Below are 25560 nucleotides of genomic sequence, written 5' to 3'. Positions count from 1 at the left end.
AAAATGAAAAAATATTCTATTCCTTTTTTACTGGTGACAATGGCAATTTTAAATAGTTGCTCCAGTACAAAAACCTTGACCGAAAATAACAAAAGCAAAACACCTTTCGTATGGGAAGGCGCCAATTTATATTTCCTGATGACCGACCGTTTCAGTAACGGAGACACTTCAAATGATGTCACATTAAACAGAACTAAAACACCAGGGAAACTTCGTGGATTTGAAGGCGGTGATATCAAAGGAATTTCTCAAAAAATTGACGAAGGTTATTTTGACAAACTAGGAATCAATGCCATTTGGTTTACACCAATAGTGGAACAAATACATGACGGCGTTGATGAAGGAACGGGCTTAAGTTATGGCTTCCATGGATATTGGGCAAGAGACTGGACGACCTTAGACCCTAACTTTGGAACCAAAGAAGACCTAAAAGCATTAGTAGAAAAAGCACACGCACACGGAATCAGGATTGTTCTTGATGGTGTTATCAATCATACCGGACCCGTAACTGCCGAAGATACGGTTTGGCCAAATGATTGGGTGAGAACGGGACCCAATTGCGATTACAAATCTTTTGAAAACACAACTGCTTGTACGCTGGTATCAAACCTTCCGGATATAAAAACAGAGAGCTATCAAGCTGTAGCTTTACCTCCTTTTTTAATCGAAAAATGGAAAAAAGAAGGACGTTACGACCAAGAAATGAAAGAACTAGATGCTTTTTTTGCGCGTACAGGATACCCAAGAGCACCCAAATATTACATTATCAAATGGCTGACGGATTACATAGCTGATTATGGAATTGACGGTTACAGAGGTGACACCGTAAAACATACGGAGGAAACTGTCTGGGCCGATTTCAAAACCCAATGTAATTACGCTTTTGAAAAGTGGAAGAAAAACAATTCTTCAAAGGTGTTAGATAACAATTCTTTTTACACCATTGCAGAAGTTTACAATTATGGAATCAGTGGTGGACAAATTTTTGATTTTGGAGATAAGAAAGTCAATTACTACAAAAATGGATTCAATAATATGATCAATTTCGAATTCAAGTGGGATGCGCAAAAAGACTATGAATTTATATTTTCGAAATATTCTGACAAGTTGAACAATGAGTTAAAAGGATACAGCGTTCTGAACTATTTGTCTTCACATGATGATGGCGGACCGTTTGATGCCAAAAGAACAAAAAGCAAAGAAGCAGGAACAAAATTATTATTAAGTCCAGGATTATCTCAAGTGTATTACGGTGATGAAAGCGCTCGTTCTTTAGTAGTTGAAGGCACTCAAGGAGATGCAACATTGCGTTCGCTGATGAATTGGGACGATATTAAATCAAACTCTGCAACACAAAAAACGTTGTTACATTGGCAGAAATTAGGTCAATTCAGAAAAAACCATCCTTCGGTGGGAGCAGGAATTCACAAGCAGATTTCGGCGCAACCATACACTTTTTCCAGAACTTTTTCTAAAGGAGATTATATGGATTCAGTAGTTGTTGGATTGGATTTAGCAATCGGATTAAAACAAATTTCTGTAGGATCTATTTTCAATAATGGAACAACATTAAGAGATGCTTACTCTGGTAAAGAAGCAACCGTTTTAAATGGAAAAGTAAGTATTGATTCTGAATTTGATATTGTTTTATTAGAATCGAAAAAATAATTTTTAAAATAATTTAATCCAAACGCCTTTAGAAATGAAGGCGTTTTTTTTATGTTTACCTTTACCAGAAAATATAAGACAATGCTCAAAATTGGACATCGTGGCGCAAAAGGATATGAACCAGAGAACACCTTTATTTCATTCCAAAAAGCAGTAGACATGCAAGTGGATGGCATTGAACTCGACGTGCATCTTAGTGCTGATGGGGAACTAATCGTAATTCACGACGAAACTATTGACAGAACGACCAATGGAAAAGGTTTTGTAAATGCATTATCTTTGCGCGAATTAAAAGCTTTTCGAATAAATGGAACACATGAAATTCCAACGCTGAAGGAGGTTTTTGATTTGATAAACCAACATTGTTTTATCAATATTGAAATCAAAAGTTATGAAGCAACAGATAAAGTAGTTTCACTAATTGAAAAGTATGTTACTAAGAAAGACTGGAAATACGACCGATTTTTAGTTTCTAGTTTTGATTGGAATGCACTGCAGCAAGTGGCGTTTTTAAATGATAAAATTCCAATTGGCGTTTTAACGGAAACCGATTTAGACTTGGCTTTGGCTTTCGCCAAATTCATTCAGGCAAAATCCATTCACCCGCATTTTCATTTATTGACAAAAGATAACACGGCGCAAATACAGGAAAAAGGATTGCATGTTTTCCCTTGGACCATCAATGAAGTAGAAGACATTCAAAAAATAAAAACATTCAACATAAACGGAATTATCACTGATTTCCCAAATAGAATATGAACCAGAATTTCGATATAATAATAGTAGGCGGTGGCGCAGCAGGTTTTTTTACAGCGATTAATATTGTGGAAAAAAATCCAAAACTGAAAGTCGCAATTTTAGAACGCGGAGCTGAAGTATTGCAAAAAGTTCGAATTTCCGGCGGCGGAAGATGTAATGTAACGCACGCTATTTTTGAACCAAATGAATTAGTGAAATTTTATCCGCGTGGCGAAAAAGAATTACGTGGTCCTTTTCATCAGTTTTGCTCTGGCGATACGATTGAATGGTTTGAGAAACATGATGTAGAACTAAAAATTGAATCCGACGGACGTATGTTTCCGGTTTCGAATTCTTCACAAACCATTATTGATTGTTTCCTGAAAGCCACACAAAAACTGGGAATTGCAGTACTAACGGGACAAAGCGTACAATCTATTTTCAAGAAAGACACCGCTTGGAAAATAGAAACCCAAACTGAAAATTATCTTGCCGAAAAACTGATTCTGGCTACAGGAAGTAATCCTAAAGTATGGGAAATGCTACAGACTTTTGGACATGTTGTTGTCAGTCCGGTTCCTTCCCTATTCACTTTCAACATCAAAGATTCCAGAATAAAAGAATTACCAGGAGTTGCGGCACAAGTAACGGTAAAGGTAAAAGACACCAAACTTACCTCGGCAGGACCATTATTAATTACCCATTGGGGAATGAGCGGACCTGCGATTTTAAAACTATCTGCTTGGGGTGCCCGAATCTTGCATGACAAAAATTATCAGTTCACTATTTTTATCAATTGGCTGAATGATGCTGATAAAGAAGATGTCGAGAAAAAATTAAAAGACTTAAAACAGGAACATGCGAAAAAATCGCTTTCTAAGAAGTCACCTTTCGAATTAACCAATAGATTATGGGAAAGTTTGGTACTTGCTTCAGGAATTGAAGCGGAGACGAAATGGGCCGATTTATCTAAAACACAATTGCAAAATCTAGCGAGTCAATTGACGAACGGAACTTTTCAGGTCAATGGAAAAAGTACTTTTAAAGAAGAATTTGTAACTGCCGGCGGAATTGATTTAAAAGAAATCAACTTCAAAACCATGGAAAGCAAACTGCACGAAAACCTATATTTTGCTGGAGAAATTGTTAATATTGATGCCATTACCGGCGGATTTAACTTTCAGAATGCGTGGACAAGCGGGTTTATTGTAGCAAATGCTATTTAACCTAAGCCATTATACTTCAAAACTCTAATTAAGAGAACTTTAGTGTTTGCTTAACATGAATTTAGTATTCCGTTTTGATTTTCAAAGAATGATTTGAATATGTTTGTAATCAAAATATTACGAATGATAAAAATCTACTCTTCTATTATATTATTATTTGTATTTCAATTTGGTTTTTCACAAACCGATAAATTAATTAACGGCAAAGTTTTGCACGAACAATTTCCTGTCGGAAAAGTTGAAGTGGCTAATTTTAATTCTAAAAAAACTACAATTACAAATGCAGTCGGGGAATTTTCTATTTTGGTAAAAGCCGGCGATGCACTTCTTTTTATCTCCAAAAATCATGATATCAAAAAAATTGTAGTGGATCAAAAAACTATTGACCAAAACAACCTTATTATTTCACTAATCCTTAAGCCAGAACAATTAGAGGAAGTAGTAATTACAAAAATGCCTTCTATTAAATTAAGTACAGACAAAGGTTATGAACAAGGGAAACTTGATAAATATGCGTTAGAGAAATCAGCAAGAAGTTTAAAAACAGGGGTTTACAATGGCACTCTTGAAAACGGAATGGATTTTATGCGAATTGGTGGAATGATTTTAAATTTATTTATAAAAGAAAAAGAGAAAGTCACACAAGGACCACCAAAAATTGAATTTATAGCCTTAGCAAAAAGCACTTGTGATCCGCAGTTTTATATCGAAACTTTAAAATTAGAACCAGACGAAATACCACTTTTTCTTCAATTTTGTGATGCAGATCCCAAATCAAAAACACTAATAGAAAATCACAACATTCTCAGCATGATGGATTTCTTATCGACAAAGAATATTGAATTTAAGAAGCTCTAAGAATTTGAAAAAACATTTTAGATTCTCATCGCAAGATAAACTGATCACTGCGAATGAAAACTGCCAACTATCTATTAAGCCACCAAATACTTCCATTCAAAACAGCGGCAAAACTTACCCAAGCCAAATACGGAATGAATAAATAGCCCGCGATTCTATTAATTTTAGAAAATTGAATATAGGTTTCATAAATCATTAACCACAATACGATAATTTCTAAACCTGCCAGCATCGGGTTCTGTAATCCAAAGAAAAGATAGGACCACAATGCATTTAACGCTAATTGTATTGCAAAGAAAATCAACGCTTTTTTTACGATTTCTTTTTCAAACTCTAAACGGTTCCACACTAATCCTGCTGCGACACCCATCATAATAAACAACATACTCCAAACTGGTGCAAAGACCCAATTAGGCGGATTAAAACTAGGTTTTACCAAAGTTGGGTACCAAGTAACAATTGCAGAACGGGTAACCATTCCGGATAAATAACCAACCGCAAGACAGGTTACAACCATCGTTAAAATTCGAGTAATCTTCGTCATAATTCAATTTTCTAATGTGGACCAAATTTAATCAAAACTTTAGTACAAATCGATAAATAAACGAAACAAAGAGTAAACCAAAAAAAGTATCTTTGCATAAATTTTATCATTCATGTTTACAGCAAACGATTTTATTCCAAAAAAGTATTCACAATCAATAGAACAAGGCAATTTCCAATGGAGTGCGCCCAGTAATATTGCTTTGGTAAAATATTGGGGAAAAAAAGACAATCAAATCCCTGCCAATCCTTCGGTGAGTTTTACGTTGGATAATTGTAAAACGATTACCAAATTGGCTTTCGCCAAAAAAGAAAATGATGGCAAATTTTCCTTTGATTTGCTTTTTGAGGGCCAGCCAAAAGAAGATTTCAAACCAAAAATTCAAAAATTTCTGGAGCGAATTGAAATCTATTTGCCTTTTTTGAAAGACTATCATTTCACGATTGACACGGAAAACACATTTCCGCACAGTTCCGGAATTGCTTCATCAGCGTCAGGAATGGCCGCTTTGGCGATGAACTTGATGAGTTTAGAAAAAGCGTTAAACCCGGAAATGACCGAGGAATATTTTTATCAAAAAGCCTCTTTACTGGCTCGTTTAGGTTCAGGAAGTGCTTGCCGCAGCGTAAAAGGACAAGTTGTTGTTTGGGGACAGCACAAGAACATCTCAGGAAGTTCGGATTTATTTGGAGTGGAATTTCCAAATGCTGTTCATGAAAATTTCAAGAATTACCAAGACACTATTTTATTGGTTGATAAAGGTGAAAAACAGGTTTCGAGTACTGTTGGTCATGATTTAATGCACGACCATCCTTTTGCCGAAAGGCGATTTTCGCAGGCTCACGAAAACTTAGATAAATTAATTACCATTTTTGAAAACGGAAATTTAGATGAATTTATCAAAATCGTAGAAAGCGAAGCCTTGACTTTACATGCCATGATGATGACTTCGATGCCTTATTTTATATTGATGAAACCAAATACTTTGGAGATCATTAATGCCATTTGGAAATATAGAAATGATACACAAATCCCTGTTTGTTTCACATTGGATGCAGGAGCAAATGTGCATGTTTTGTACCCAAATAAGGACAAACCAAAAGTATTACAATTTATTCAGGACGAATTAGTTGGCTATTGCCAAAATGGTCAGTACATTTGTGACGAAATTGGAAATGGAGCTTTGTTGAATTAGTTTGTTTTTTTCCTACCTTTATTTTTTAAAGCACTGAAATTATGGACATTCAATCAGAGAAATTAGAATTGATTAAATTGTTATTAGAAACTAATGACAAATCCATAATTGAATCTATAAAAAACATTTTCAAATCAGAAAAAAAAGATGTTTGGAAAGAATTATCTCCGGAAGAACAAGAAGAAATTGACCTTGGAATTCAAGAAGCAAATCGAGGAGATAAAGTCGATTTATAAAATTACCTACTAAATTACCTAATTATCAACCCCAAATTGCTAATTTACAATCTAATATGAAAGGACCTTTATTTTACTCAAAAATATTACTCTTCGGAGAATACGGAATCATTCGTGATTCAAAAGGATTGTCCATTCCCTATAATTTTTATAACGGCGCACTTAAAAAAGACGAAAATCCATCTGATGAAGCGATAAAATCAAATGGAAATTTGAAACGTTTTGTGACGTACTTGGAAACGTTACAAAGCGAGCAACCCAACTTAGTTACTTTTGATTTAGACACGTTGAAAAACGACGTTGAAACCGGAATGTATTTCGATTCCAGTATTCCGCAAGGATACGGAGTAGGAAGCAGCGGCGCATTGGTTGCGGCTATTTACGATAAATATGCTCAAAATAAAATCACGGTTCTTGAAAATTTAACTCGTGAAAAATTATTGCAGTTAAAAAATATATTTTCTCAAATGGAGAGTTTTTTCCACGGAAAAAGTTCTGGTTTGGATCCGCTAAACAGCTATTTGAGTATTCCAATTCTTATCAATTCTAAAGATAATATTGAAGCAACCGGAATTCCAACACAAAGTTTTGACGGAAAAGGTGCTGTATTCTTGTTAGATTCAGGCATTGTAGGCGAAACTGCTCCGATGGTTAATATTTTTATGGAAAATCTGAAAGACAAAGGATTCCGTGCCATGTTGAAAAATCAGTTTGTAAAACACACTGACGCTTGTGTAGAAAATTTCCTTGGCGGAGATATGAAGTCATTGTTCATGAATACCAAGAAATTATCAAAAGTAGTTTTGAATAATTTCAAACCAATGATTCCAGAGCAATTTCACGGAATTTGGCAAAAAGGAATCGACACTAACGATTACTATTTAAAACTGTGTGGTTCTGGCGGTGGCGGTTACATCTTAGGATTTACTGAGGATTTAGAACGCGCCAAGTTATCGCTGAAAGATTATAAACTTGAAGTGGTTTATCAGTTTTAAAACTTCAAACCTTAAACCTTAAACTCGCACATTTATAATGTTAAGCAGGCAGCACAAACTTTTATTGATGAAAATTATAAGTTTGTTCTCTGTCGTACGGGGCTATAACATTCCAATAATTATTTTGGCACAGTATCTTTCGGCTATATTTATTCTTGCGCCAGAGATAAGAGCTTTAGATATTCTGCTGGACTTCAATTTATTCCTGATTGTTTTCGCTTCATCCTTAACGATTGCTTCCGGCTACATCATTAATAATTTTTACGACAGCAAAAAAGATTTAATCAATCGCCCGAATAAATCCATGCTTGACCGTTTGGTAAGTCAAAAAACGAAGCTTACGGTTTATTTTTCGCTCAATTTCATTGTTGCCTTAATGTCAATGTTTGTTTCGTGGCGTGCTTTTTTATTCTTTTCTCTTTATATATTTTTCGTTTGGTTCTATTCTCATAAAATAAAAAAATATCCTATAATAGGAAATCTGACAGCGGCATTATTGGCTGTTTTACCTTTTTTTGCAATCTTATTGTATTATTATACTAAAATTTCATTTAATGATATTGAGATTTATAAAAGTCAGCTTGCTGTAATTTTTGCTCATGCCACTTTTTTGTTTCTATTACTTCTGGTTCGGGAAATGATTAAGGATTTAGAAAATCTAAAAGGCGATTTAGCGAATGGTTACCAAACAATCCCAATTATATATGGCGAAGCCATTTCGAAAAAAGTAATTACGATTTTGACCATTTTAACTATTTTACCAGTTTATGTTCTAATCGAAATTTACGATGTGGGTTACATGGATATTTACTTTTATGCTTGTTTAATCATCCTGATTTTTTTCCTGCTTTACTTATGGAAATCGAACACTAAAGCACAATTTTTATTGCTGCATAACGTCTTGAAATTCCTTATTGTAGCTGGAGTTTTTTGTATTGTGCTTATCAATCCAAGTGTATTGTGGCATGGAAAAAGATTATTGTTGATGGTTTAGGTTTTCTTCTACCATAAAAAAAGTTTAAAATAATCCCCCCAATACTTCCATCAGATTAGCCCCGATTACTTCACCTAATGTTTATTTTGATTGGAGTTCAGTGAACTTCGTTTGAAACGGCATCCTTTTTCTTTTTTCCTTTAAAAAGAAAAAGATAATGTGGAAAGCGGGAAATAGCTACAAAAAACCAAACCATCACTGCTTAATCAGCTTATTAATTAGATAGTTAGCGTTTTCTAATTGTCAAAAATCGTTTGTCAATTATATAAATACTATCTTTGCGCAAATTATTGGAATATTATGAATAACAAGGAGGGCAATAATAAGAAAAGTGGTGCTAGAGCAAATAGCTCAAGACCCAGTTCGAATAAGCCAAAACCTGCCATGCAGAAGCGCGCTCAAGGGCCAAAAAAAGTTAAAGTAAATACTAAAGTTGCCGAAGTTGCTACTGATAAAGTAGAGAAAAAACCAAATCAGGCACCAAAAAGACCAAAAGTAAAAGACGAAATTCGTTTGAATAAATATATTGCTAACTCTGGTGCGTGCTCGCGTCGTGATGCCGATATTTACATTCAATCCGGAACGGTAAAAGTAAACGGAATTCCTGTTACTGAAATGGGATATATGGTAAAACCGGGAGATGTTGTAAACTTTGACGGTTCGACTTTGACACCGGAGAAAAAAGTATACATCTTACTAAACAAACCAAAAAACTTTACGACAGCCATGGACGAAGGTCAGGAATATCGTAATGTATTAGAACTAGTAAAAGGTTCTACTACTGCAAAAATTGGGGCTGTAGGTAGAATGGACAAGAATACAACTGGTTTGTTATTGTTCACGAACGATACGGATATGATTCGTAAATTTACTTTACCAAGTCAAAAGTCATCTAAAATATACCAAGTTTCCTTAGATAAAAACTTGAAATATGAAGATTTAGAAAAGATAAACAAAGGTTTGACTCTTGATGGACACCGCGTTTTTGTTGAAGATGTAAGTTACATTGATGGTGAAGCGAAAAGTGAAATTGGCTTGCAATTAAGATCGTCTAACGTAAAAGTGGTTCGTAATATTTTTGAACATTTTAGTTATGATGTACTAAGAATTGACAGAGTTTCTTTTGCTGGTTTAACCAAAAAGAATTTACCAAGAGGAAACTGGAGATTGCTTACAGACCAAGAAATAATCAATTTAAAGAACGTTTAATATTTCTTTGAAATTATAAAATTAAAATCCCTTTCGCTCTAGCGAAATGGGATTTTTTAATTAGAAATAGAAACCAACTACCATGACACCAGAAAAATTACAGTCTATTGCTTTTAAATGGTTTGAAACCTTTAACAACAAAGAATTAGAAAAACTATTGTCATTGTATGATGATGATGCCGTGCATTTTAGTCCAAAACTAAAAATCCACAAACCTGAAACCAATGGCTTTGTCTCAGGAAAACAAGCATTGCGTGACTGGTGGAAAGATGCTTTTGAACGTTTGCCTAGTTTAAACTATAAAGTAAAATCGCTTACCGCAAACGGTGATCGCGTTTTTATGGAATATCTTAGAACTGTTGATGGAGAAGATGAAATGCTTATTGCAGAAGTGCTCGACATTAAAGAAGATAAAATAATTGCATCCCGAGTATATCACGGATAAAATCACCTTTTTATTTCAATTCTGTTTTTAATAGGATTTAGAAAAACAGAACATCAAAATCCCATTCGCTTTAAACCGAATGGGATTTTTTTTGGTAAACAAGAATTGGAAACAGAAAAAGCCCATATTTAGAGACAGGAATATATTTTGCCAATAATTCATTTTTTTTGGTAAATTAGCTACAATTATTTAACAATCAACCATCATGAGAAAAATAGCCATTGTTTTTATTACATCAATTATTTCATTAGTATTGGTAAACTGTAAATCCAAAGACAAAAACGAAGATTTTAGTGCCCTGACAAAAAATTATTTTGACGATAAAAATGCACTAGATCCTTTGACTGCAACACAAAATGGACAAAACGAATACAACGATCAGTTGCAATTTGAAATGACGGATAGTTATAGAAAATCGCAAGCTGCATTTTTTGACAAATATGAAAAAGCTTTGCAAGTTGTTGATGAAACTAAACTTTCTGAAGAAGAAAAAAATAGCTACGAAATCATTAAATGGGAAGTTGAAATAGGCAAAAATTTACTAAAACAACCTACTAATTTAATGCCAATCCATCAATTTTGGGGCACGCATTTGACCATGGGACAATTTGCCGGCGGAACAAATGCACAACCGTTTAAAACAGAGAAAGACTATACTAATTTCTTGAAAAGAATGGATAAGTATTCTGTTTGGATTGATTCAGCTATGGTTTATATGAAAAAAGGAATCAAACAAGGCATTGTTATACCAAAAGCGTTAACCGTCAAGTTAATTCCCCAATTTGCAGAAATGGCAACCCCAAAAATCGAGGATAATTTGTTTTATTCGGCTATAAAATTAATGCCCGACACTTTCTCTGATGCCGTAAAAAAAGAGTTAACGACAAAATATACCGCGATAATCACTGACAAATTAATTCCACAGCACAAGAAAATGGCTGAATTCTTAAAAAACGAATACCTTCCTTCATCCAGAAATACAAGCGGAATAGGAAGTTTCCCTTTTGGGAAAGAATTATATGCCAACTATGTAAAACAATGGACCACTACCGAAATGACTCCAGAGCAAATTCATGAATTGGGATTAAAAGAAGTAGCGCGAATAAATGCCGAAATGGAAAAAGTGAAAACTCAGGTTGGATTCAAAGGTACTTTATTGGAGTTTTTTGAGGAAGTTCGAAACAAAAAGGAATTAAAACCATTCAAAAAACCCGAGGAAGTTACTGCCAATTTCCAACGTATTTATGCCCGTATAAAACCAAATGTGGATAAATTATTCTCGTTGCAACCCAAAACAAAATTTGAAATCAGAAGAACGGAAGCTTTTAGAGAAAAAACAGCTAGCGCAGAATACATGCAAGGTACTGCTGATGGTTCGCGTCCAGGTATTTTTTATGTACCAATACCAGATGTAGCTAACTATAATGTTTACGGAGATGAAGATTTGTTTTTGCATGAAGCCATTCCTGGACATCACTTTCAGATATCCTTACAGCAAGAAAACAATAGTCTTCCAGATTTCAGGAAATTCAATTGGTTTGGAGCTTATGGCGAAGGCTGGGCTTTGTACACGGAAAGTTTAGGTAAAGAACTAGGCCTATACAAAGATCCTTATCAATATTTTGGTATGTTGGGTAACGAAATGCATAGAGCTGTACGATTAGTAGTTGACACGGGATTACACTCAAAAGGCTGGACTAGAGAACAAGCGATTAAATATTCTCTGGAAAATGAAGCTGAAAGTGAAGCCAGCATTATTCCGGAAATCGAGCGTTATATGGCAATTCCTGGACAAGCTTTATCATATAAAATTGGACAATTGAAAATCATGGAATTGCGTAAAAAAGCACAGGACAAAATGGGATCCAAATTCGATATTAAAAAATTCCACGAAAAAGTATTAGAATCCGGAGTAATGCCATTGGCCCTGCTAGAAAATAAAATTAATGACTGGATAACTAAATCTAAATAAAAATGAAAAAATTACTATTCAAAGGCTTATTACTACTTTCTATCGTTTCTAATGCTAATGCTCAGGCTATACTTGAAAAGATTGACCCTTATTCTAGTGGAGTCCTATTTAGAAATCCAAATTTCGACAATCGCGATTTAGTTAAAATTGAAGGTTCACAATACCTGAACCAAGACTATAAATTAGCTGAAGTTTCCGGGGTCACTAAAAAACTACTGGTGCGCTACAATGCTATGACAGATGCAATAGAGGTTCAAGATGAAGATATGAAAGGGTTTTTACTGACTAAACAAAATCCCTATAACACGATTACTATAATCTCGAATCCAAATAAAATTAAACTTATAAACTACAAGAATAAGGAGGGGGAAGTTTATGGCTACTTATCAGAATTACACAATAAAAACAATGTTATTTTATATAGAAGAGATAAAATTATACTCCAAAAAGCATTAGAAGCGAGAACGACATATCAGGAAGCTGTACCTCAAAAATTTGTCAAAATCGACGACGAATACTATTTGAGTTTAAAAAATGATATGGCTACAGCAGTGCCAAAAAACAAGAAAGAACTTCAAAATCTTTTTCCTATGAAAAAAGAAGAAATTGCAGTTTATCTCAAGGATAACAAATTCTCTTTAAAGGATGAAAAGAGTATAATTGAAATGGTAAAATTCATTTCTACGTTATAAAAAAAAAAAAGCTTCTCGAATGAGAAGCTTTTTTTGTGCGGATAATAGGACTCGAACCTACACGCCTAAACACACAATTTGGCAGTTTTCACAACCACCCAAAAACATTACACAAATAACAATAAAGTCCAACAAATTCAATACTTAATGGAGTTTTCAAAGACTGCCAAACAATCGAATGAAAACGAATGAAATTGAATGAAATGTTAAAACGGTTTGGCAACGGTTTGGCAAGTTTGTGAAATGTATTACAAAAATCATTATCTTTGAATTGTTCAAAAGTTCAAAAAATGGCAACAGTAAATTTTAGATTAAGAAGTAAGGCAAATAAAAACGTTTCAATCAAGGTTTATTTGTCATTAGAACGTGGAAACGTAATTGAGTTAAATACAGGGTTTACAATTAACCCGAAAGACTGGAGCAAAGACACCGACCGCCCCAAACAGAACAACACCGAAAACAAACTAATTTTTAACAATCTCAAAAAATTAGAATCATTCCTTTACAACAACCTCAACACCGATTTAGGCAACAGTATTTTAATTGATACCTTTTGGCTCGACTCTAAAATAGTAGATTGTTTTGATAGAGTTGTTACAACTGATACAGGTTTATTAATCAATCATACGCAATCCATTATTGACAATGCAAACACCCGCAAAATTAGAACGAACGGGGGTTTTAAAATTGGTTTGAGTAAGAGTACCATTAAAAACTATACTCTATTCAAAAACATTATAAAGGAATATCAAACCGTTACTAAAAAGCAAATTCGGTTTATAGAAATAAGTAAACCCTTTGCAGACAAATTCACTAACTGGTTAATCAACTCCAAAGAATACAGTAACAACTATGCGGGGAAACAATTAGAGATATTGAAAACGGTTTGTATTGATGCTGAAAAACACGAAATAAAAATAAATCCTTATTCAAAAGTAATCCAGCATTTTAGAGAGAGCGACAAAGACCGCTATATTCAAACTTTATCATTTGAGGAACTGGAGCAAATCAAAAACACCGATTATTCAGATCTTGAACAACTCAAAGAATTTAAAAAGACAAATCCTGAACTTACAAAGAACCTTTCTTTAACACCCGAAACATTAGACAACGCTCGCAACTGGATTTTAATCAGTTGTGAAATTGGACAACGAGGCGGAGATTTACTAAAGATCACAAACGAGAATATTCGATATAAGGGCGGAAATATGTACTTAGATATAATTCAACAGAAAACAAATAAAAGCGTAACCATCGGCATAATTGCACCCCACGTTATCGAAATAATAGAAAACAATTTACCTAAAGAAATACCACACCAAAAACTAAACGAATATTCAAAAGTAGTTTGTAAAATGGCGGGAATTATTGAGGTTGTCAAAGGAACGAAACTGAATACCGAAACCAACCGAAAAGAATTAGGAAACTATCCAAAATATGAATTGATTGCCTCACATTGTTTTAGGCGTTCTTTTGCATCAAATTATTATAAAAAGATCCCGACAGCCGTATTAATTGGAATAACTGGACACTCAAAAGAAAGTTTATTTTTGACGTATATCAATAAACGAGAGGATAAAGACGCAAACGCCGACTTATTTATGAAATTCTACGAAGACATAAACAAAGACAAAAAACCAGAAATGAAGTTAATAAAAAACGGAACGAATGATTAACAACTTTTAGTACCAAAAAAATATTTATAACCATACATAAACCACAAAAATGACTGAAAAATTAAAAAATCAATTACAAGAAATTCAAAAGGAAAAGGATCATGAGTACAGATTAAAGCAATTAAAAGCACTTAGAAACGAAATCATTTTACTCATATTGAATAAAGAAACAAAGCATGATGAAGAGGTACAAAATAGATTTAGTGAACTTTTAGATCCAAAATCAATTTGTAAAAATTAATTTAATTATTCATCATAATATTATTTAGTTGTAAATACTTTAGCCAGAGTATTAGACCCAAATATTGATATTGATTAATAAAAAACCTTAAATTAAAATCTATGACAAAGTACGAAAAAATCAAGATTGGCTTATTAGGATTATTTATGATTGGTTTTCTTTTCTGTTTATATGACTACTCACAAAACGGTAGATATATCTCAAGTGAAACTGAATTTACACGTAATATAATTGACACAAGAACCGGCGATGTCTATCGATTGATTAGCGAAGAAAAAATAAAAATAGAAAATTTTAAATCAAAAAGATAACATGAAAGATACCGTGAAAAATGGGTTAATTTTAGGAGGTGTTTTATTGCTTACACTAGGCTTATTTTATTATAGTTCTGGAGATACTGGGCCAAAAAAAGAATTATCTAAAAAAGAGCAACAAATAGATCAGTATTTTTTAGCCGATTTAGAATTAGAAAGTGAAGACGAGAAAATCACACTTTTGTCAATTCTAAAAAACACCTCTAAAGATTCAATAATTCTTGTAATGAGAGATTATTTATTAAATACTGAAAACGACTCAATACCGTATAAAGATATTATAAATACAATTTCACAAAAATACAATATGCGTAACCGTAAAGTTGCAAGTATAATTTTTAGTTACAAATATGAAATGCTAACAAAAGACAATATTACAGATGAATTTATTGAAAACTATCAATCTTCAGACGCAGGTAGAGATAGTGAAAGCAACCCATATTAAAAGCAAAATTACTAGTAAAATAAAATTTATTAAAAATGAAAGAATTGGTGTCAATAACAAGCGCGCTTTATCAAGTACACTTAAATTTTTATTTGAGCGACAATAAAAACAATACAGAGTTAGATTTTATTAACTGTAAAATTGAAGATACGGCATTATTAATAAGTGAAAATAGAATTAAAGAAGATAGTCCTAAAGAAGGCATTACAATCAAAAGACATATTAAATTAAGGCAATTTTTAAAGGAACTAAAAGAGCGAAAAGTTATATTGGATACTGAAAGAAAAGTTAATTTACTATTAGAAAATTCAAATACCGAAGACCAAAATACAAAATCCGATTCAGAAGAAGTGGAAAAACCACTACCGTACAAAATCGCATTACTTCAAGAACTTGGCTTTTTTGAATTAGATAAAATTAAAAAACTTACAAAAGAAAATACATTTAAAGTTATTCAAAAACTCACAGGTGGAACACACAGAACCATTAAGGGAAATGTAAACGTATTGAATTACGACAGTAATGAAGATAGGGCAAAATACACCTCAAATAATTACACAGACGATGTTAAAAACTACCTAGATAAACTTAAATAGATTGGTTGGGCGAATGATTGGGCGAATATCTAAAATTTGCCCCATCTAATATTGCTGAAGTATTAACAAAATAATATTTCGACAATGGCTACAGTACAATTTATTCAGACAACCCCGCAGGAACTACAGCTGCAAATTACAGAAGGGGTTAAAATACAATTAGAGAATTTTCTAAAGCACTTCACACCTAAACAACCAAACGAATATTTGACACGTCAGGAAGTGGCAAAAATGTTGTCGGTCGATATTTCAACAGTTCACAATTATTGCAAACGAAAAATACTCCAGCCAAAAGGTATTGGAGGGCGTGTTTACTTTTTACGTTCCGAAGTCGAAGCCAGTCTTAAACCCTTAAATATTTAGATTTATGGAAGCAACAGGCAAAAACAAAACACCAGATTTTTACAGACACGTTTACAGGATTTGTAATAAGGTTAAATCTTATACAACTTACGAGCTCGCTGAACTACCAAAAGGTTTAAATTTCCTATCAGACTTTTTAAGGATAGAACCCTATCAAGGTAAATCACAAACAAAAGGCGTTTCTATATGCTCGCGTTTGAGAACCACTTCCAATTGGACTACTTCAAAAGATGTTACAGGATTACGACCTACCGATATTAAAGGTGTCTATTATGGAGATAGATTAAGGAATGACATTAAAACCTTATTAATATTTCGTTTTATGGAGAAAAAAAACGGACTATTTGGAGAATCTGAAATAAGGTTAAATATAGACGTTTACCCACACTATTATCCGCGCCACAAAGAAATACTTCAAAACATTATCAACACCTACAAAACAAACTAAAAAGTACAAAAAAAGGGGATTGTTCAAGTCCCCTTAATATTTGTTCAAAAGTTCGTTTCAACAGGCAATGTTAAAACGTTGTAAATATATAAAAAATGATTGACTTTCTTAAACTATTGACTCATGACACCTCGTTAATTGATTATTTCAATAACCATAACTTATTGGAATGGGTAAGCAATGAAGACCGGCTTCACCATTTTGATAATGAGGTCATAAACACCAAAACAAAGAAACAGTACAAAGGGATTTATTTCTGTTTCTATTCTAATAAATTAGAGATTTTATTTAAACCACATTATTATTTTAACGGCAATTTACACAACGCAAATGATTTCACCGTAATAGATTCGATAAAAGTCATTAAAGAGTTTAAAAGCGTCTTTAATATCGACATAATGAATTTAAAAGTCGTAAACATAGAATACGGGTTAAACGTAATTTCCTCAATTGACATTAAAGATTTAATTACCTATTTGGCTTATCATGAAAAGAATGAGTTTAGAACAGATATAGGATTACCATTCAGTAAAAAGAGTTACCGGATAGATAAAAATGGTAGAGCAAACCAATACAAAATAATCAAGGCATACGCAAAAGGAATACAGTTCCCAAAGTTTGCAGATATTAATACATTCCGATTTGAAGTAAAAAGTAAAGAAAGTAAATACATCAAGGAATTAGGAGTTAAAACCCTTAACGATCTATTAAATAAAGATGTTTATATACTAATGGCCGACAACATAATCAAAGAATTTGAAAAGGTTTTAATTCTAGATAATCATACAGACATCCAGATCCTTTCAATGAAAGAGCAATCAAAACTTAATGGTTATCTAAATCCTCACGCCTGGTATAAATTTATAAATCAAAGTAGAAATAGTTTTGCCAAAAACAAAACAACTTACAATGATCTAATTGATAAGACCGGAAACCATTTAAAAAAACAAATAGAAAAAATCATTATAGATAAACTCGAAATATTAAAAAAGGGTGCAATTTCCACACTCAAAGAAAATAGTAAAACGGGTGCAATTTCGACAGTATATATAGATGGAAACTGCACCTTGAATGAAAATAAAAACTTAAAAGATTGTAGTAACACAAAAAACTCAATTTGTTTAATTACCGGTTTTAATATTGAAATGCAAAAAGACAATAGTATTTTACTCTCACATACCGGATTAAAATATTATCACACAGCAGACAAAAGAATATTTGAACAAATCAAAAGAACTTACTTATCAAAAAAATGGTTCAATTCAAATTTTGAAATTCAAATCAAAGAAATTGCTCATAATATCAGAAACAAAAGCAATAATAGAAACATCAAACAAAAACGTATTTACCACCCACAACAATTAAACATTTTAGAATTAATAAACATAAAACACTAAAGCAAAAACAATGAGTACAAGATCAGAACAAATATCAAGAGAAAGAAAAAATGAGACTTTAAAAAACGAACTTATCAGATCTACCGATCTAATACTTGACCATATTGGATATAAGACTTTTAGCATTGAGGGTAATTACTACTACCGTAAAGAAGAAGTAGACAATGAATTACGTATTGTAAAAAGCAGAATAAAAGAGGTTGCTTTAAAAGTGATTTCTAATAACAAATAAAAATTGAATATGATTTATAAATAAAACTTTGTCCAGTAATTAAATAACGGAAGTATGGTAGTAGAATCTATTGTACTTCCGTTACATAGTTATATACATGTAGAACAAAATTATTAACACACTAACGATTAACGCTTTAATTTTAGTACATCCGTGAATAGATTTAAGATCCTATCAAAAAAACCTAAAAATTTGATCGGATTCAAAAACACGCAACCCCATACCTCGAAATAAATTAAGTTTCCTATTGTGTACTTTCCATCCTAAACCCCCATACCCTCTCAGGAACGTTAACATAACTCAAATTAAAAATTATTTTGTTTCGCATAGACGGCATAAAAAAAATTTCAATAAAATATTTTGAATCATTATTGAATTGTATCTTTAATTTCACATTCTTTTTAAGTGCAAAATACCAGTTTGTATTTACGTACGAAAGATTTTGTATAATTTCTTTGTTCCATTAGTATAGCCTTACAATTAAAAAAATGCGAGTTAATATGAATTTATCAAGTTTCACAATCAGAAAATCAGTTTTATTAAAAAAGTTAAGAGAACTATCTAAATTATCACCTTGGAATAAAGGGTCAGTTTTAGAATTAACTATTACAGACGGTAAATTAACATTAGTAATTCCAGGTGCTAAATATCTTTTAGACTGCGAAACTAAAAGCACAGCAAAGGCAACTATTGGATTGTCTTATTTCTTAGATATTATTAAAACACAAAAAGAAATTAAAATCAAATGTATTATCACAGATAACACACTTGAAATAAAGGGATTGTTCATAAATATTCAAACAACATTTTTTGAAACGGACAGCATCTTAAGAAGTATTAAAATGCCACTAAACTACTCGGACTGGCATCTGCTTAAACTTGAAAAAGAGGGATATACAGAAGACGAAATATATTTCAATAAATTAAATTCTGAGGTTTATTACGCAAAAAAGGCATTAACCTCAAACATCCTTAAGACATTTCATTTGCTAAAAATTTATGGATTAACCAAAAAAGACATTAAAGAAATTATCTATAAAAAGATCGATTTATAAAATGGTTTGGCAACGGTTTGGCAAGTATTAAAAATAAAAAATGCAACTATCTAAAAATAAGAAAGTTGCATTTAAAAAGTGCGGATAATAGGACTCGAACCTACACGCCTTGCGGCACCAGATCCTAAGTCTGGCATGTCTACCAATTTCACCATATCCGCTCAATTGTGGGTGCAAAGATAAACATAACTTCCAATTTTCAAAGCAATTTATGGAAAAAATATTCATACTATTTTTTGTACTTTTGAATCTATAAAATTTAAATCCATGGAAAATATAAAATCTTACGTTCAACAACATAAAGATCGTTTCATAAACGAATTAATTGAATTATTAAAAATACCATCTGTAAGTGCAGATGCCGCTTATTCTCAAGATGTTATAAATACTTCCGAGGCTGTAAAAATAAGTTTAGAAAAAGCAGGATGTGATTTTGTTGAGATTTGTGATACACCGGGATACCCAATTGTTTATGGTGAAAAAATTATTGACCCAAGCTTACCTACGGTTTTAGTTTACGGTCATTATGACGTTCAACCGGCAGATCCGATGGAATTATGGACTTCTCCCCCATTTGAACCCGTTATCAAAAAGACAGATATCCATCCGGAAGGCGCCATTTTTGCCCGTGGAGCGTGTGATGATAAAGGCCAAATGTATATGCATGTAAAAGCATTGGAATACATGGTTCAATCCAATACTTTGCCTTGCAACGTAAAATTTATGATTGAGGGCGAAGAAGAAGTGGGTTCTAAAAGTTTGAGTTGGTTTGTGGAACGCAATCAGGAAAAGCTAAAGAATGATGTGATTCTGATTTCAGATACCGGAATGATTTCAAACCAACAACCATCCATCACTACAGGATTACGTGGATTAAGCTATGTAGAAGTCGAAGTTACGGGGCCAAACCGTGATTTACATTCTGGTTTATATGGAGGAGCGGTTGCGAATCCTATAAACGTTTTGGCAAAAATGATTGCTTCGCTTCATGACGAAGACAATCACATTACCATTCCCGGTTTTTATGACAATGTACAAGAATTGTCGCTTGAAGAAAGAGCTGAAATGGCCAAAGCACCTTTCAACTTAGAAAATTATAAAAAAGCACTCGACCTTAACGATGTTTATGGCGAAAAAGGATATGTTACTAACGAAAGAAACTCCATTCGTCCTACGCTTGACGTGAACGGAATCTGGGGTGGATATACTGGAGAAGGCGCTAAAACAGTTATCGCAAGCAAAGCTTTCGCTAAAATCTCGATGCGTTTGGTTCCAAATCAGGATTGGGAACAAATCACCGAATTATTTACCAAACATTTCATGAGCATTGCCCCTGCCGGCGTTACCGTAAAAGTAAAACCTCATCACGGCGGACAAGGTTATGTAACTCCAATTGACAGCATAGGCTACAAAGCCGCTAATATGGCCTATACAGAAACCTTTGGCGTGCCTGCCATTCCGGTGCGTTCAGGCGGAAGCATTCCTATCGTTGCCTTATTCGAAAAAGAGCTGAAAAGCAAAACAATTTTAATGGGATTTGGTCTTGACAGTGATGCCATTCACTCACCAAACGAACATTTTGGAATATTCAATTACCTGAAAGGAATTGAAACTATCCCATTGTTTTATAAATATTTTGTGGAGTTATCTAAATAATTTCTTCCAGATAAATAGTAAAATCCGTTCAGAAATGAGCGGATTTTTTTTTGGGCGTTACCTTGTTTCAGAACTATCTCGTTCAATAAAAACTTCTGTTTAGAAACAAGGTCGGGCTATTCGCTTTATCTTTTGTTCCATTTTTATTTGTTTCGCCAGCCGTTTCTCTTGTCACAAAAGAATGCCACTGCTATCCCTAACGCGGTTACAAAATCACAAATTACTGTAAATAAATATATTGTGAAAAAATTTGTTTCTTAAATATATTACTCTACATTTGTAGAGCTAACTCTATTTATGTAGAACAAATTATTGATATGCGTAACTTAATTATTCCGATCAGTATTCTCTTTTTATTATTTGCCTGCAAAGCCAAACCCATTAATCAAAAAGCAAATAAAGAAAGAGAAGGTCTTTGGATCGAAAAATATACCCAAGACAGTTCGAAGTACAAATCAATAGGAAAATATCATAAAGGAAGTCCGGTAAAAAGATGGCGATATTACCTAAACGGAAAAATCATCATGAAAGAAAAATACAAAAATGATTATTGTATTAGAACGAAGTACCATCAAAACGGTAAAGTCGAATCAAAAGGGAAAACAAAATTAGAAAACAATGACAAATACCCGCATTGGTTTTATACCGGCGATTGGGAATTCTTTGACGAAAGAGGAAAACCAATTTTAATTAAAAAATACGAAAATGGGAAACTGATTTCTGAAATAAAAACTCAGCAATAGTAACCTTTCAAACAAATACTCAATTAACGAATAAACAAATCAAATGCAACTATCCAACTCCGAAGAACAATTGATGGAACATCTTTGGCAACTCGAAAAAGCCTTTATGAAGGACTTGCTCGAAGCATTCCCGGATCCAAAACCCAAAACGACAACCGTTGCCACACTTTTAAAAAGAATGATTGACAAAAAATTCGTGGCATACAATGAATATGGAAACTCTAGAGAATATTATCCTTTGGTCAAGAAAACAGATTATTTCTCGAAACACGTTAACGGATTGATTAGTAATTTTTTCAACAATTCGGCATCACAATTTGCTTCTTTCTTTACCACCGAAACCAATTTATCCCAAACGGAACTGGAAGAACTCAGAAAAATAATAGACAGTGAACTTCAAAAAAAGAAAAAATGATAGACTTTCTGATCAAATCCTCAATCACTTTATTCGTATTACTGCCGGCGTATCATCTGTTTTTAGAAAAAGAAAAAATACATATATTCAATAGGTTTTACTTACTGTTCAGTCTTGTATTTTCGATGGTCATTCCATTTATAACTATCGAAATTATTCAGGAAGTAGCACAACCTATAGTCCCCGCAGGAAACATCCAAATATTGCAAGGAAGCGCAATAGCATTAGAAGAAACAAACTATTTCGAAATAGGACTATGGAGTTTATATGTTGCAGTAACAATCATATTAGCAATACGTTTTATCAGTAATATAATCCAGATTTCGTCTAAAATGAAGTCGAATACACCAATTGTATACAGAAATGCCAAACTGATTTTGGTGCCCGAAAAAACACTGCCACACACTTTCCTAAATACTATTTTCATCAACGAAACAGAATACAATAACCGTAAAATTGAAGCCGAATTGTACACGCACGAACTTACGCATGTATCCCAAAAACACACTTTAGATATTTTATTCATTGAAATATTGAAAACCGTTTTTTGGTTCAACCCTATTTTTATTTTTTACAAAAAAGCAATACAACTCAATCACGAATTTCTTGCTGATGAGAAAGTAGTGACATCCTATAATAACGTTCCGTTTTATCAATCTTTATTACTATCGAAAGCAAACGTGAACCAACCTTTTTACCTGGCCAGTAATTTGAATTATTTAATAACTAAAAAACGATTAATTATGATGACAAAAACCACATCAAAAACAAAATCACTTCTTAAAAAAATGGCCTTAATTCCACTACTTACTTCTCTGATTCTATTACTATGTATTGAAACGGTGGCACAAGGAAATAGTCAAAAAGGAGAATCTACACTTTCAAAAGATAAAAAGAAAGATATTTATTATGCAGGAGTGCGATTGATTGTAAAAGACAGCCACAAAAAAATATTAATTAATAAGAAATATGAAGACTTAACATTAAATGAAAAAAGGCTTTACATCGCAGAAGTTCCTGCATCAGCTAAGAAAAATCCACCTACAGCAAAAGAATTCAATAACTGGAAAAACGATGTGAATTTTAGGGGAATTCTTGATAAAAGGGGGATTGTAAATACTGATTTAAGCCAATACACTTACAAGGATATCGCAACATATGCAAAATACGATAACATCATTCATAACGGAAAGAAAATAGAACCAAGTATGAATCATTACATCTTGCAAACCAATTCCTATTTTGAGAAGCATTCAAAAAAAACAAATCAAAAATCATATTTCAAAGTAATAGAGAAAACGATAAAGGACGGATCAATAAAGAATCCTGTCATACTTAAAGACGTCTCTAAACAAAAAGATATTAGCAAAGTTATTCCAGCTAATAAACACAAAAATAATATTACCGCCATTCAACAACCGGAATTTCCTGGAGGAATGAATGAATTTTATAAATTTATGGGAGCTAATTATAAAATCCCCACAGAATTAAAAGGAAACGGAAGAGTATATATTAAATTCATGGTAGAAAAAGATGGAAGTCTTAGTGAATTCGAAATTCTTCGTGACATGGGATTTGGCACAGGAGAAGAAGCGATTCGGGTTTTAAAATTAAGCCCGAAATGGATACCTGGAAAAGATAAAGACAAACCCGTTAGAGTACAATACAGTTTACCGATTACTCTACAACAAACAAAGTAATAATATCCTAAAAAGACAAATCCGCTTTAAACAGGGCGGATTATTTTTGGGCGTTACCTTCGGTCGGGCTTTCCATTACAATCTTTTTATTTTTTAAAGAAAAAAATAAAAAGGATTTTCATTGCAATCCCTAACGCAAACTGCTGATCGCCATATTATTTTGTTTTAAAATTTATTTATTAAAGTTAACTTTAAAATTCTATTCAAATCTCGTAATCTTTGCTATCTATGCGTGCGGCTAGATGTGATTTTATACTGTAATTATTATCTGTTTTTTTTCTCAAGTGTACTTAAGTTAATAAACACGCATAAGTAAAAGACACAGAATAACCAATCATTAGGCCCATAAATGGTATAAAAAATTCCAGCCATTGTATCTTTTTTATATACTGAAGAAAGATCATTATTCAAAATCCATTTAGTCCAAGTGAGACCATAAATAAATTTTTCGATAACAAAAACCCCGATCACCCATCTAAGATTCTCCCATTTTTTAGCAACAGCTAGAAATACAAGACCCCATACTGCTATCATTAATAGTCCAAAATTGGACATAGTAACTGGGTCAGTTTCATTTATCGTTTTATTGGTAAAGAATCTTGAAAATACGAGTACACCGGCAATATTTGATATACCTGATAAATACATACCTTTTTTTATAACTTCTTTGCTTAGTTTCATCAATAATTATTTTTGTTAGATTATGCATTAGGTGCAACAATCGTAATTGGATTAGTACAGTTTCAAAAGTACAATTAAACCTAAAACCCCAATCTTGCCAAACGGCGGTTGGCAGTAGTCATTTCATTTTTATAATTCCTTTTTTCATCAGTACGTAAATTATTCCACCAAGAGTTAAGAAAAATAATCCCGCATATATGTCAAAATAAGTGTTCTCTTCTGCAATTGTATCTTTTTCAGATAGATAAATATTCATTTTATCATTAATAGACATTGCTATAATTTTTTCATTTTCAAAGAGTTTTTTCTTATCCTCTTCAGGAATAGATATTCTTATCGAATCTCCTATTTCTTTTCTGCTTTCAAATTCACTTTTTTCAAAATAAGGTAAATAATCAGCAATTATTTGAAATTTACAATCATATCCTTGAATCCCAATATAAAATTGTCTTGAAATTGCTCTTCCACCAGACTTGTATTCAAACGAATAATCTTTTATTCTTCCTTTAACATAAGTTAGGTCTTTTTGGCTTTCTATTTTAGGTCTTTAAGTTTGATGAAATAGAAGACATAAACCTACAATAGGAAATAACATTAATACAAACCATTTGTTTATTTCTTTTAAGGATGGTGTTTTCATTTCTATTTTTATAATTACTGCCAACTTTATAGATAATCGAAACAAACCTTCGCATATACACCCAAATTTGTTTGGCTATCCGCTACTTTGTTTCGTTTTATGTGTTTTCAAATATAATTAAATTTTCTTACAAATCGAAAAACAACTTTGAATCAATGGAATGCTTTGCGTAAGGGATGGCAGCGA

29 protein-coding genes and 1 tRNA gene are annotated in these 25560 nt (G+C 32.7%); 26 read left to right on the top strand and 4 right to left on the bottom strand.

From position 1 onward, the window contains the following. Nucleotides 1-3 precede the first annotated feature (3 nt). The 4 genes from BUC23_RS03350 (at nucleotide 4) to BUC23_RS03335 (ending at nucleotide 4490) form a co-directional block, all read left to right on the top strand. Complete coding sequence (locus BUC23_RS03350) at nucleotides 4-1668, top strand: alpha-amylase family glycosyl hydrolase (protein WP_073205389.1); 1665 nt, start codon at nucleotides 4-6, stop codon at nucleotides 1666-1668. An 81-nt stretch (nucleotides 1669-1749) separates the two neighbouring features. Next, nucleotides 1750-2427 (top strand): glycerophosphodiester phosphodiesterase, encoded by a 678-nt coding sequence (locus BUC23_RS03345; RefSeq protein ID WP_073205386.1) that lies wholly within the window; start codon nucleotides 1750-1752, stop codon nucleotides 2425-2427. After that, on the top strand, nucleotides 2424-3632 hold the full coding sequence (locus BUC23_RS03340; protein WP_073205383.1) for a BaiN/RdsA family NAD(P)/FAD-dependent oxidoreductase: 1209 nt from the start codon (nucleotides 2424-2426) through the stop codon (nucleotides 3630-3632). The genes BUC23_RS03345 and BUC23_RS03340 overlap by 4 nt, the downstream gene beginning before the upstream one ends. 123 nt (nucleotides 3633-3755) lie before the next feature. Then, nucleotides 3756-4490, top strand: a complete 735-nt coding sequence (locus BUC23_RS03335) for a hypothetical protein (RefSeq protein WP_073205379.1) — start codon at nucleotides 3756-3758, stop codon at nucleotides 4488-4490. Between the two features lie 67 nt (nucleotides 4491-4557). Here BUC23_RS03335 and BUC23_RS03330 read toward each other — a convergent pair whose 3' ends face one another. Continuing rightward, entirely contained in the window at nucleotides 4558-5034 is a 477-nt protein-coding gene (locus tag BUC23_RS03330; protein ID WP_073205375.1) for a TspO/MBR family protein, read from the bottom strand. A gap of 112 nt (nucleotides 5035-5146) precedes the next feature. Between BUC23_RS03330 and BUC23_RS03325 the strand changes: the two genes are divergently transcribed. The 18 genes from BUC23_RS03325 (at nucleotide 5147) to BUC23_RS03240 (ending at nucleotide 19539) form a co-directional block, all read left to right on the top strand. Beyond that, nucleotides 5147-6229 carry a diphosphomevalonate decarboxylase gene (locus BUC23_RS03325; RefSeq protein WP_073205372.1) on the top strand — a complete coding sequence of 361 codons (1083 nt, stop codon included), beginning with the start codon at nucleotides 5147-5149 and terminating at the stop codon, nucleotides 6227-6229. Nucleotides 6230-6270: 41 nt separating this feature from the next. Then, complete coding sequence (locus BUC23_RS03320) at nucleotides 6271-6465, top strand: hypothetical protein (protein ID WP_073205369.1); 195 nt, start codon at nucleotides 6271-6273, stop codon at nucleotides 6463-6465. Between the two features lie 56 nt (nucleotides 6466-6521). Then, complete coding sequence (locus BUC23_RS03315) at nucleotides 6522-7460, top strand: mevalonate kinase family protein (RefSeq protein WP_073205366.1); 939 nt, start codon at nucleotides 6522-6524, stop codon at nucleotides 7458-7460. A gap of 37 nt (nucleotides 7461-7497) precedes the next feature. After that, the gene (locus tag BUC23_RS03310; protein ID WP_073205363.1) at nucleotides 7498-8454 is read left to right on the top strand and encodes a geranylgeranylglycerol-phosphate geranylgeranyltransferase; all 957 of its coding nucleotides are present in this window, start codon (nucleotides 7498-7500) and stop codon (nucleotides 8452-8454) included. A 300-nt stretch (nucleotides 8455-8754) separates the two neighbouring features. Beyond that, complete coding sequence (locus BUC23_RS03305; protein WP_073205361.1) at nucleotides 8755-9663, top strand: pseudouridine synthase; 909 nt, start codon at nucleotides 8755-8757, stop codon at nucleotides 9661-9663. An 82-nt stretch (nucleotides 9664-9745) separates the two neighbouring features. Then, nucleotides 9746-10108: a nuclear transport factor 2 family protein gene (locus tag BUC23_RS03300; protein ID WP_073205358.1), complete on the top strand. Its 363-nt coding sequence runs from the start codon at nucleotides 9746-9748 to the stop codon at nucleotides 10106-10108. 205 nt (nucleotides 10109-10313) lie between these two features. Next, a complete protein-coding gene (locus BUC23_RS03295) occupies nucleotides 10314-12080 on the top strand; it encodes a DUF885 domain-containing protein (RefSeq protein ID WP_073205354.1) in 1767 nt (588 codons plus the stop codon). Between the two features lie 2 nt (nucleotides 12081-12082). Next, nucleotides 12083-12772 (top strand): hypothetical protein, encoded by a 690-nt coding sequence (locus tag BUC23_RS03290; RefSeq protein ID WP_073205351.1) that lies wholly within the window; start codon nucleotides 12083-12085, stop codon nucleotides 12770-12772. A 290-nt stretch (nucleotides 12773-13062) separates the two neighbouring features. Then, entirely contained in the window at nucleotides 13063-14448 is a 1386-nt protein-coding gene (locus tag BUC23_RS03285; RefSeq protein WP_073205348.1) for a phage integrase SAM-like domain-containing protein, read from the top strand. A 49-nt stretch (nucleotides 14449-14497) separates the two neighbouring features. Next, on the top strand, nucleotides 14498-14689 hold the full coding sequence (locus BUC23_RS03280; RefSeq protein WP_073205346.1) for a hypothetical protein: 192 nt from the start codon (nucleotides 14498-14500) through the stop codon (nucleotides 14687-14689). A 101-nt stretch (nucleotides 14690-14790) separates the two neighbouring features. Then, nucleotides 14791-15000, top strand: a complete 210-nt coding sequence (locus BUC23_RS03275; protein WP_073205342.1) for a hypothetical protein — start codon at nucleotides 14791-14793, stop codon at nucleotides 14998-15000. A gap of 1 nt (nucleotide 15001) precedes the next feature. Then, on the top strand, nucleotides 15002-15448 hold the full coding sequence (locus tag BUC23_RS03270; RefSeq protein WP_073205338.1) for a hypothetical protein: 447 nt from the start codon (nucleotides 15002-15004) through the stop codon (nucleotides 15446-15448). A gap of 35 nt (nucleotides 15449-15483) precedes the next feature. Then, nucleotides 15484-16044: a hypothetical protein gene (locus tag BUC23_RS03265; RefSeq protein ID WP_073205335.1), complete on the top strand. Its 561-nt coding sequence runs from the start codon at nucleotides 15484-15486 to the stop codon at nucleotides 16042-16044. An 84-nt stretch (nucleotides 16045-16128) separates the two neighbouring features. Next, complete coding sequence (locus tag BUC23_RS03260; protein WP_073205332.1) at nucleotides 16129-16407, top strand: helix-turn-helix domain-containing protein; 279 nt, start codon at nucleotides 16129-16131, stop codon at nucleotides 16405-16407. Between the two features lie 4 nt (nucleotides 16408-16411). Further along, nucleotides 16412-16855 carry a hypothetical protein gene (locus tag BUC23_RS03255; protein WP_073205329.1) on the top strand — a complete coding sequence of 148 codons (444 nt, stop codon included), beginning with the start codon at nucleotides 16412-16414 and terminating at the stop codon, nucleotides 16853-16855. 95 nt (nucleotides 16856-16950) lie between these two features. Then, entirely contained in the window at nucleotides 16951-18252 is a 1302-nt protein-coding gene (locus tag BUC23_RS03250; protein WP_073205326.1) for a hypothetical protein, read from the top strand. Nucleotides 18253-18262: 10 nt separating this feature from the next. Continuing rightward, nucleotides 18263-18484, top strand: coding sequence for a hypothetical protein (locus tag BUC23_RS03245; protein WP_073205322.1), 222 nt, complete (start codon nucleotides 18263-18265; stop codon nucleotides 18482-18484). Between the two features lie 500 nt (nucleotides 18485-18984). After that, nucleotides 18985-19539, top strand: coding sequence for a hypothetical protein (locus tag BUC23_RS03240; RefSeq protein WP_139259762.1), 555 nt, complete (start codon nucleotides 18985-18987; stop codon nucleotides 19537-19539). Between the two features lie 79 nt (nucleotides 19540-19618). Here the strand turns inward: BUC23_RS03240 and BUC23_RS03235 are convergent. Beyond that, a tRNA-Leu gene (locus tag BUC23_RS03235) sits at nucleotides 19619-19700 on the bottom strand. Between the two features lie 106 nt (nucleotides 19701-19806). Here BUC23_RS03235 and BUC23_RS03230 point away from each other — a divergent pair. From BUC23_RS03230 to BUC23_RS17650, 4 genes are all read left to right on the top strand, one after another. Then, a complete protein-coding gene (locus tag BUC23_RS03230; RefSeq protein WP_073205315.1) occupies nucleotides 19807-21195 on the top strand; it encodes a dipeptidase in 1389 nt (462 codons plus the stop codon). Between the two features lie 317 nt (nucleotides 21196-21512). Next, on the top strand, nucleotides 21513-21938 hold the full coding sequence (locus BUC23_RS03225; RefSeq protein WP_073205312.1) for a toxin-antitoxin system YwqK family antitoxin: 426 nt from the start codon (nucleotides 21513-21515) through the stop codon (nucleotides 21936-21938). Nucleotides 21939-21981: 43 nt separating this feature from the next. Continuing rightward, nucleotides 21982-22353, top strand: coding sequence for a BlaI/MecI/CopY family transcriptional regulator (locus BUC23_RS03220; protein WP_073205308.1), 372 nt, complete (start codon nucleotides 21982-21984; stop codon nucleotides 22351-22353). Next, nucleotides 22350-24053: a M56 family metallopeptidase gene (locus tag BUC23_RS17650; RefSeq protein WP_084538292.1), complete on the top strand. Its 1704-nt coding sequence runs from the start codon at nucleotides 22350-22352 to the stop codon at nucleotides 24051-24053. Before BUC23_RS03220 ends, BUC23_RS17650 begins: the two co-directional genes overlap by 4 nt. Nucleotides 24054-24317: 264 nt before the next feature. Here the strand turns inward: BUC23_RS17650 and BUC23_RS03210 are convergent, their stop codons facing one another. After that, nucleotides 24318-24734: a hypothetical protein gene (locus BUC23_RS03210; protein WP_073205302.1), complete on the bottom strand. Its 417-nt coding sequence runs from the start codon at nucleotides 24732-24734 to the stop codon at nucleotides 24318-24320. A gap of 118 nt (nucleotides 24735-24852) precedes the next feature. After that, nucleotides 24853-25008: a hypothetical protein gene (locus tag BUC23_RS17435; protein ID WP_167365550.1), complete on the bottom strand. Its 156-nt coding sequence runs from the start codon at nucleotides 25006-25008 to the stop codon at nucleotides 24853-24855. Nucleotides 25009-25560: the final 552 nt, after the last annotated feature.

The organism is Flavobacterium xinjiangense (assembly GCF_900142885.1).
In the GTDB taxonomy this organism is placed as follows: domain Bacteria; phylum Bacteroidota; class Bacteroidia; order Flavobacteriales; family Flavobacteriaceae; genus Flavobacterium; species Flavobacterium xinjiangense.
Note: the sequence above shows the minus strand (reverse complement) of the source record. Positions and strands in the feature narration are given on the sequence as shown.

What these genes read in the sequence shown, in the direction of transcription:
- BUC23_RS03210 (WP_073205302.1), bottom strand. Translation starts at nt 24,734, where the DNA reads ATGAAACTAAGCAAAGAAGTTATAAAAAAAGGTATGTATTTATCAGGT.
- BUC23_RS03345 (WP_073205386.1), top strand. Translation starts at nt 1,750, where the DNA reads ATGCTCAAAATTGGACATCGTGGCGCAAAAGGATATGAACCAGAGAAC.
- BUC23_RS03290 (WP_073205351.1), top strand. Translation starts at nt 12,083, where the DNA reads ATGAAAAAATTACTATTCAAAGGCTTATTACTACTTTCTATCGTTTCT.
- BUC23_RS03305 (WP_073205361.1), top strand. Translation starts at nt 8,755, where the DNA reads ATGAATAACAAGGAGGGCAATAATAAGAAAAGTGGTGCTAGAGCAAAT.
- BUC23_RS03340 (WP_073205383.1), top strand. Translation starts at nt 2,424, where the DNA reads ATGAACCAGAATTTCGATATAATAATAGTAGGCGGTGGCGCAGCAGGT.
- BUC23_RS03260 (WP_073205332.1), top strand. Translation starts at nt 16,129, where the DNA reads ATGGCTACAGTACAATTTATTCAGACAACCCCGCAGGAACTACAGCTG.
- BUC23_RS03275 (WP_073205342.1), top strand. Translation starts at nt 14,791, where the DNA reads ATGACAAAGTACGAAAAAATCAAGATTGGCTTATTAGGATTATTTATG.
- BUC23_RS03245 (WP_073205322.1), top strand. Translation starts at nt 18,263, where the DNA reads ATGAGTACAAGATCAGAACAAATATCAAGAGAAAGAAAAAATGAGACT.
- BUC23_RS03325 (WP_073205372.1), top strand. Translation starts at nt 5,147, where the DNA reads ATGTTTACAGCAAACGATTTTATTCCAAAAAAGTATTCACAATCAATA.
- BUC23_RS17650 (WP_084538292.1), top strand. Translation starts at nt 22,350, where the DNA reads ATGATAGACTTTCTGATCAAATCCTCAATCACTTTATTCGTATTACTG.
- BUC23_RS03310 (WP_073205363.1), top strand. Translation starts at nt 7,498, where the DNA reads ATGTTAAGCAGGCAGCACAAACTTTTATTGATGAAAATTATAAGTTTG.
- BUC23_RS03225 (WP_073205312.1), top strand. Translation starts at nt 21,513, where the DNA reads ATGCGTAACTTAATTATTCCGATCAGTATTCTCTTTTTATTATTTGCC.
- BUC23_RS03255 (WP_073205329.1), top strand. Translation starts at nt 16,412, where the DNA reads ATGGAAGCAACAGGCAAAAACAAAACACCAGATTTTTACAGACACGTT.
- BUC23_RS17435 (WP_167365550.1), bottom strand. Translation starts at nt 25,008, where the DNA reads ATGTCTATTAATGATAAAATGAATATTTATCTATCTGAAAAAGATACA.
- BUC23_RS03320 (WP_073205369.1), top strand. Translation starts at nt 6,271, where the DNA reads ATGGACATTCAATCAGAGAAATTAGAATTGATTAAATTGTTATTAGAA.
- BUC23_RS03335 (WP_073205379.1), top strand. Translation starts at nt 3,756, where the DNA reads ATGATAAAAATCTACTCTTCTATTATATTATTATTTGTATTTCAATTT.
- BUC23_RS03250 (WP_073205326.1), top strand. Translation starts at nt 16,951, where the DNA reads ATGATTGACTTTCTTAAACTATTGACTCATGACACCTCGTTAATTGAT.
- BUC23_RS03315 (WP_073205366.1), top strand. Translation starts at nt 6,522, where the DNA reads ATGAAAGGACCTTTATTTTACTCAAAAATATTACTCTTCGGAGAATAC.
- BUC23_RS03265 (WP_073205335.1), top strand. Translation starts at nt 15,484, where the DNA reads ATGAAAGAATTGGTGTCAATAACAAGCGCGCTTTATCAAGTACACTTA.
- BUC23_RS03230 (WP_073205315.1), top strand. Translation starts at nt 19,807, where the DNA reads ATGGAAAATATAAAATCTTACGTTCAACAACATAAAGATCGTTTCATA.
- BUC23_RS03350 (WP_073205389.1), top strand. Translation starts at nt 4, where the DNA reads ATGAAAAAATATTCTATTCCTTTTTTACTGGTGACAATGGCAATTTTA.
- BUC23_RS03270 (WP_073205338.1), top strand. Translation starts at nt 15,002, where the DNA reads ATGAAAGATACCGTGAAAAATGGGTTAATTTTAGGAGGTGTTTTATTG.
- BUC23_RS03240 (WP_139259762.1), top strand. Translation starts at nt 18,985, where the DNA reads ATGAATTTATCAAGTTTCACAATCAGAAAATCAGTTTTATTAAAAAAG.
- BUC23_RS03280 (WP_073205346.1), top strand. Translation starts at nt 14,498, where the DNA reads ATGACTGAAAAATTAAAAAATCAATTACAAGAAATTCAAAAGGAAAAG.
- BUC23_RS03285 (WP_073205348.1), top strand. Translation starts at nt 13,063, where the DNA reads ATGGCAACAGTAAATTTTAGATTAAGAAGTAAGGCAAATAAAAACGTT.
- BUC23_RS03220 (WP_073205308.1), top strand. Translation starts at nt 21,982, where the DNA reads ATGCAACTATCCAACTCCGAAGAACAATTGATGGAACATCTTTGGCAA.
- BUC23_RS03330 (WP_073205375.1), bottom strand. Translation starts at nt 5,034, where the DNA reads ATGACGAAGATTACTCGAATTTTAACGATGGTTGTAACCTGTCTTGCG.
- BUC23_RS03295 (WP_073205354.1), top strand. Translation starts at nt 10,314, where the DNA reads ATGAGAAAAATAGCCATTGTTTTTATTACATCAATTATTTCATTAGTA.
- BUC23_RS03300 (WP_073205358.1), top strand. Translation starts at nt 9,746, where the DNA reads ATGACACCAGAAAAATTACAGTCTATTGCTTTTAAATGGTTTGAAACC.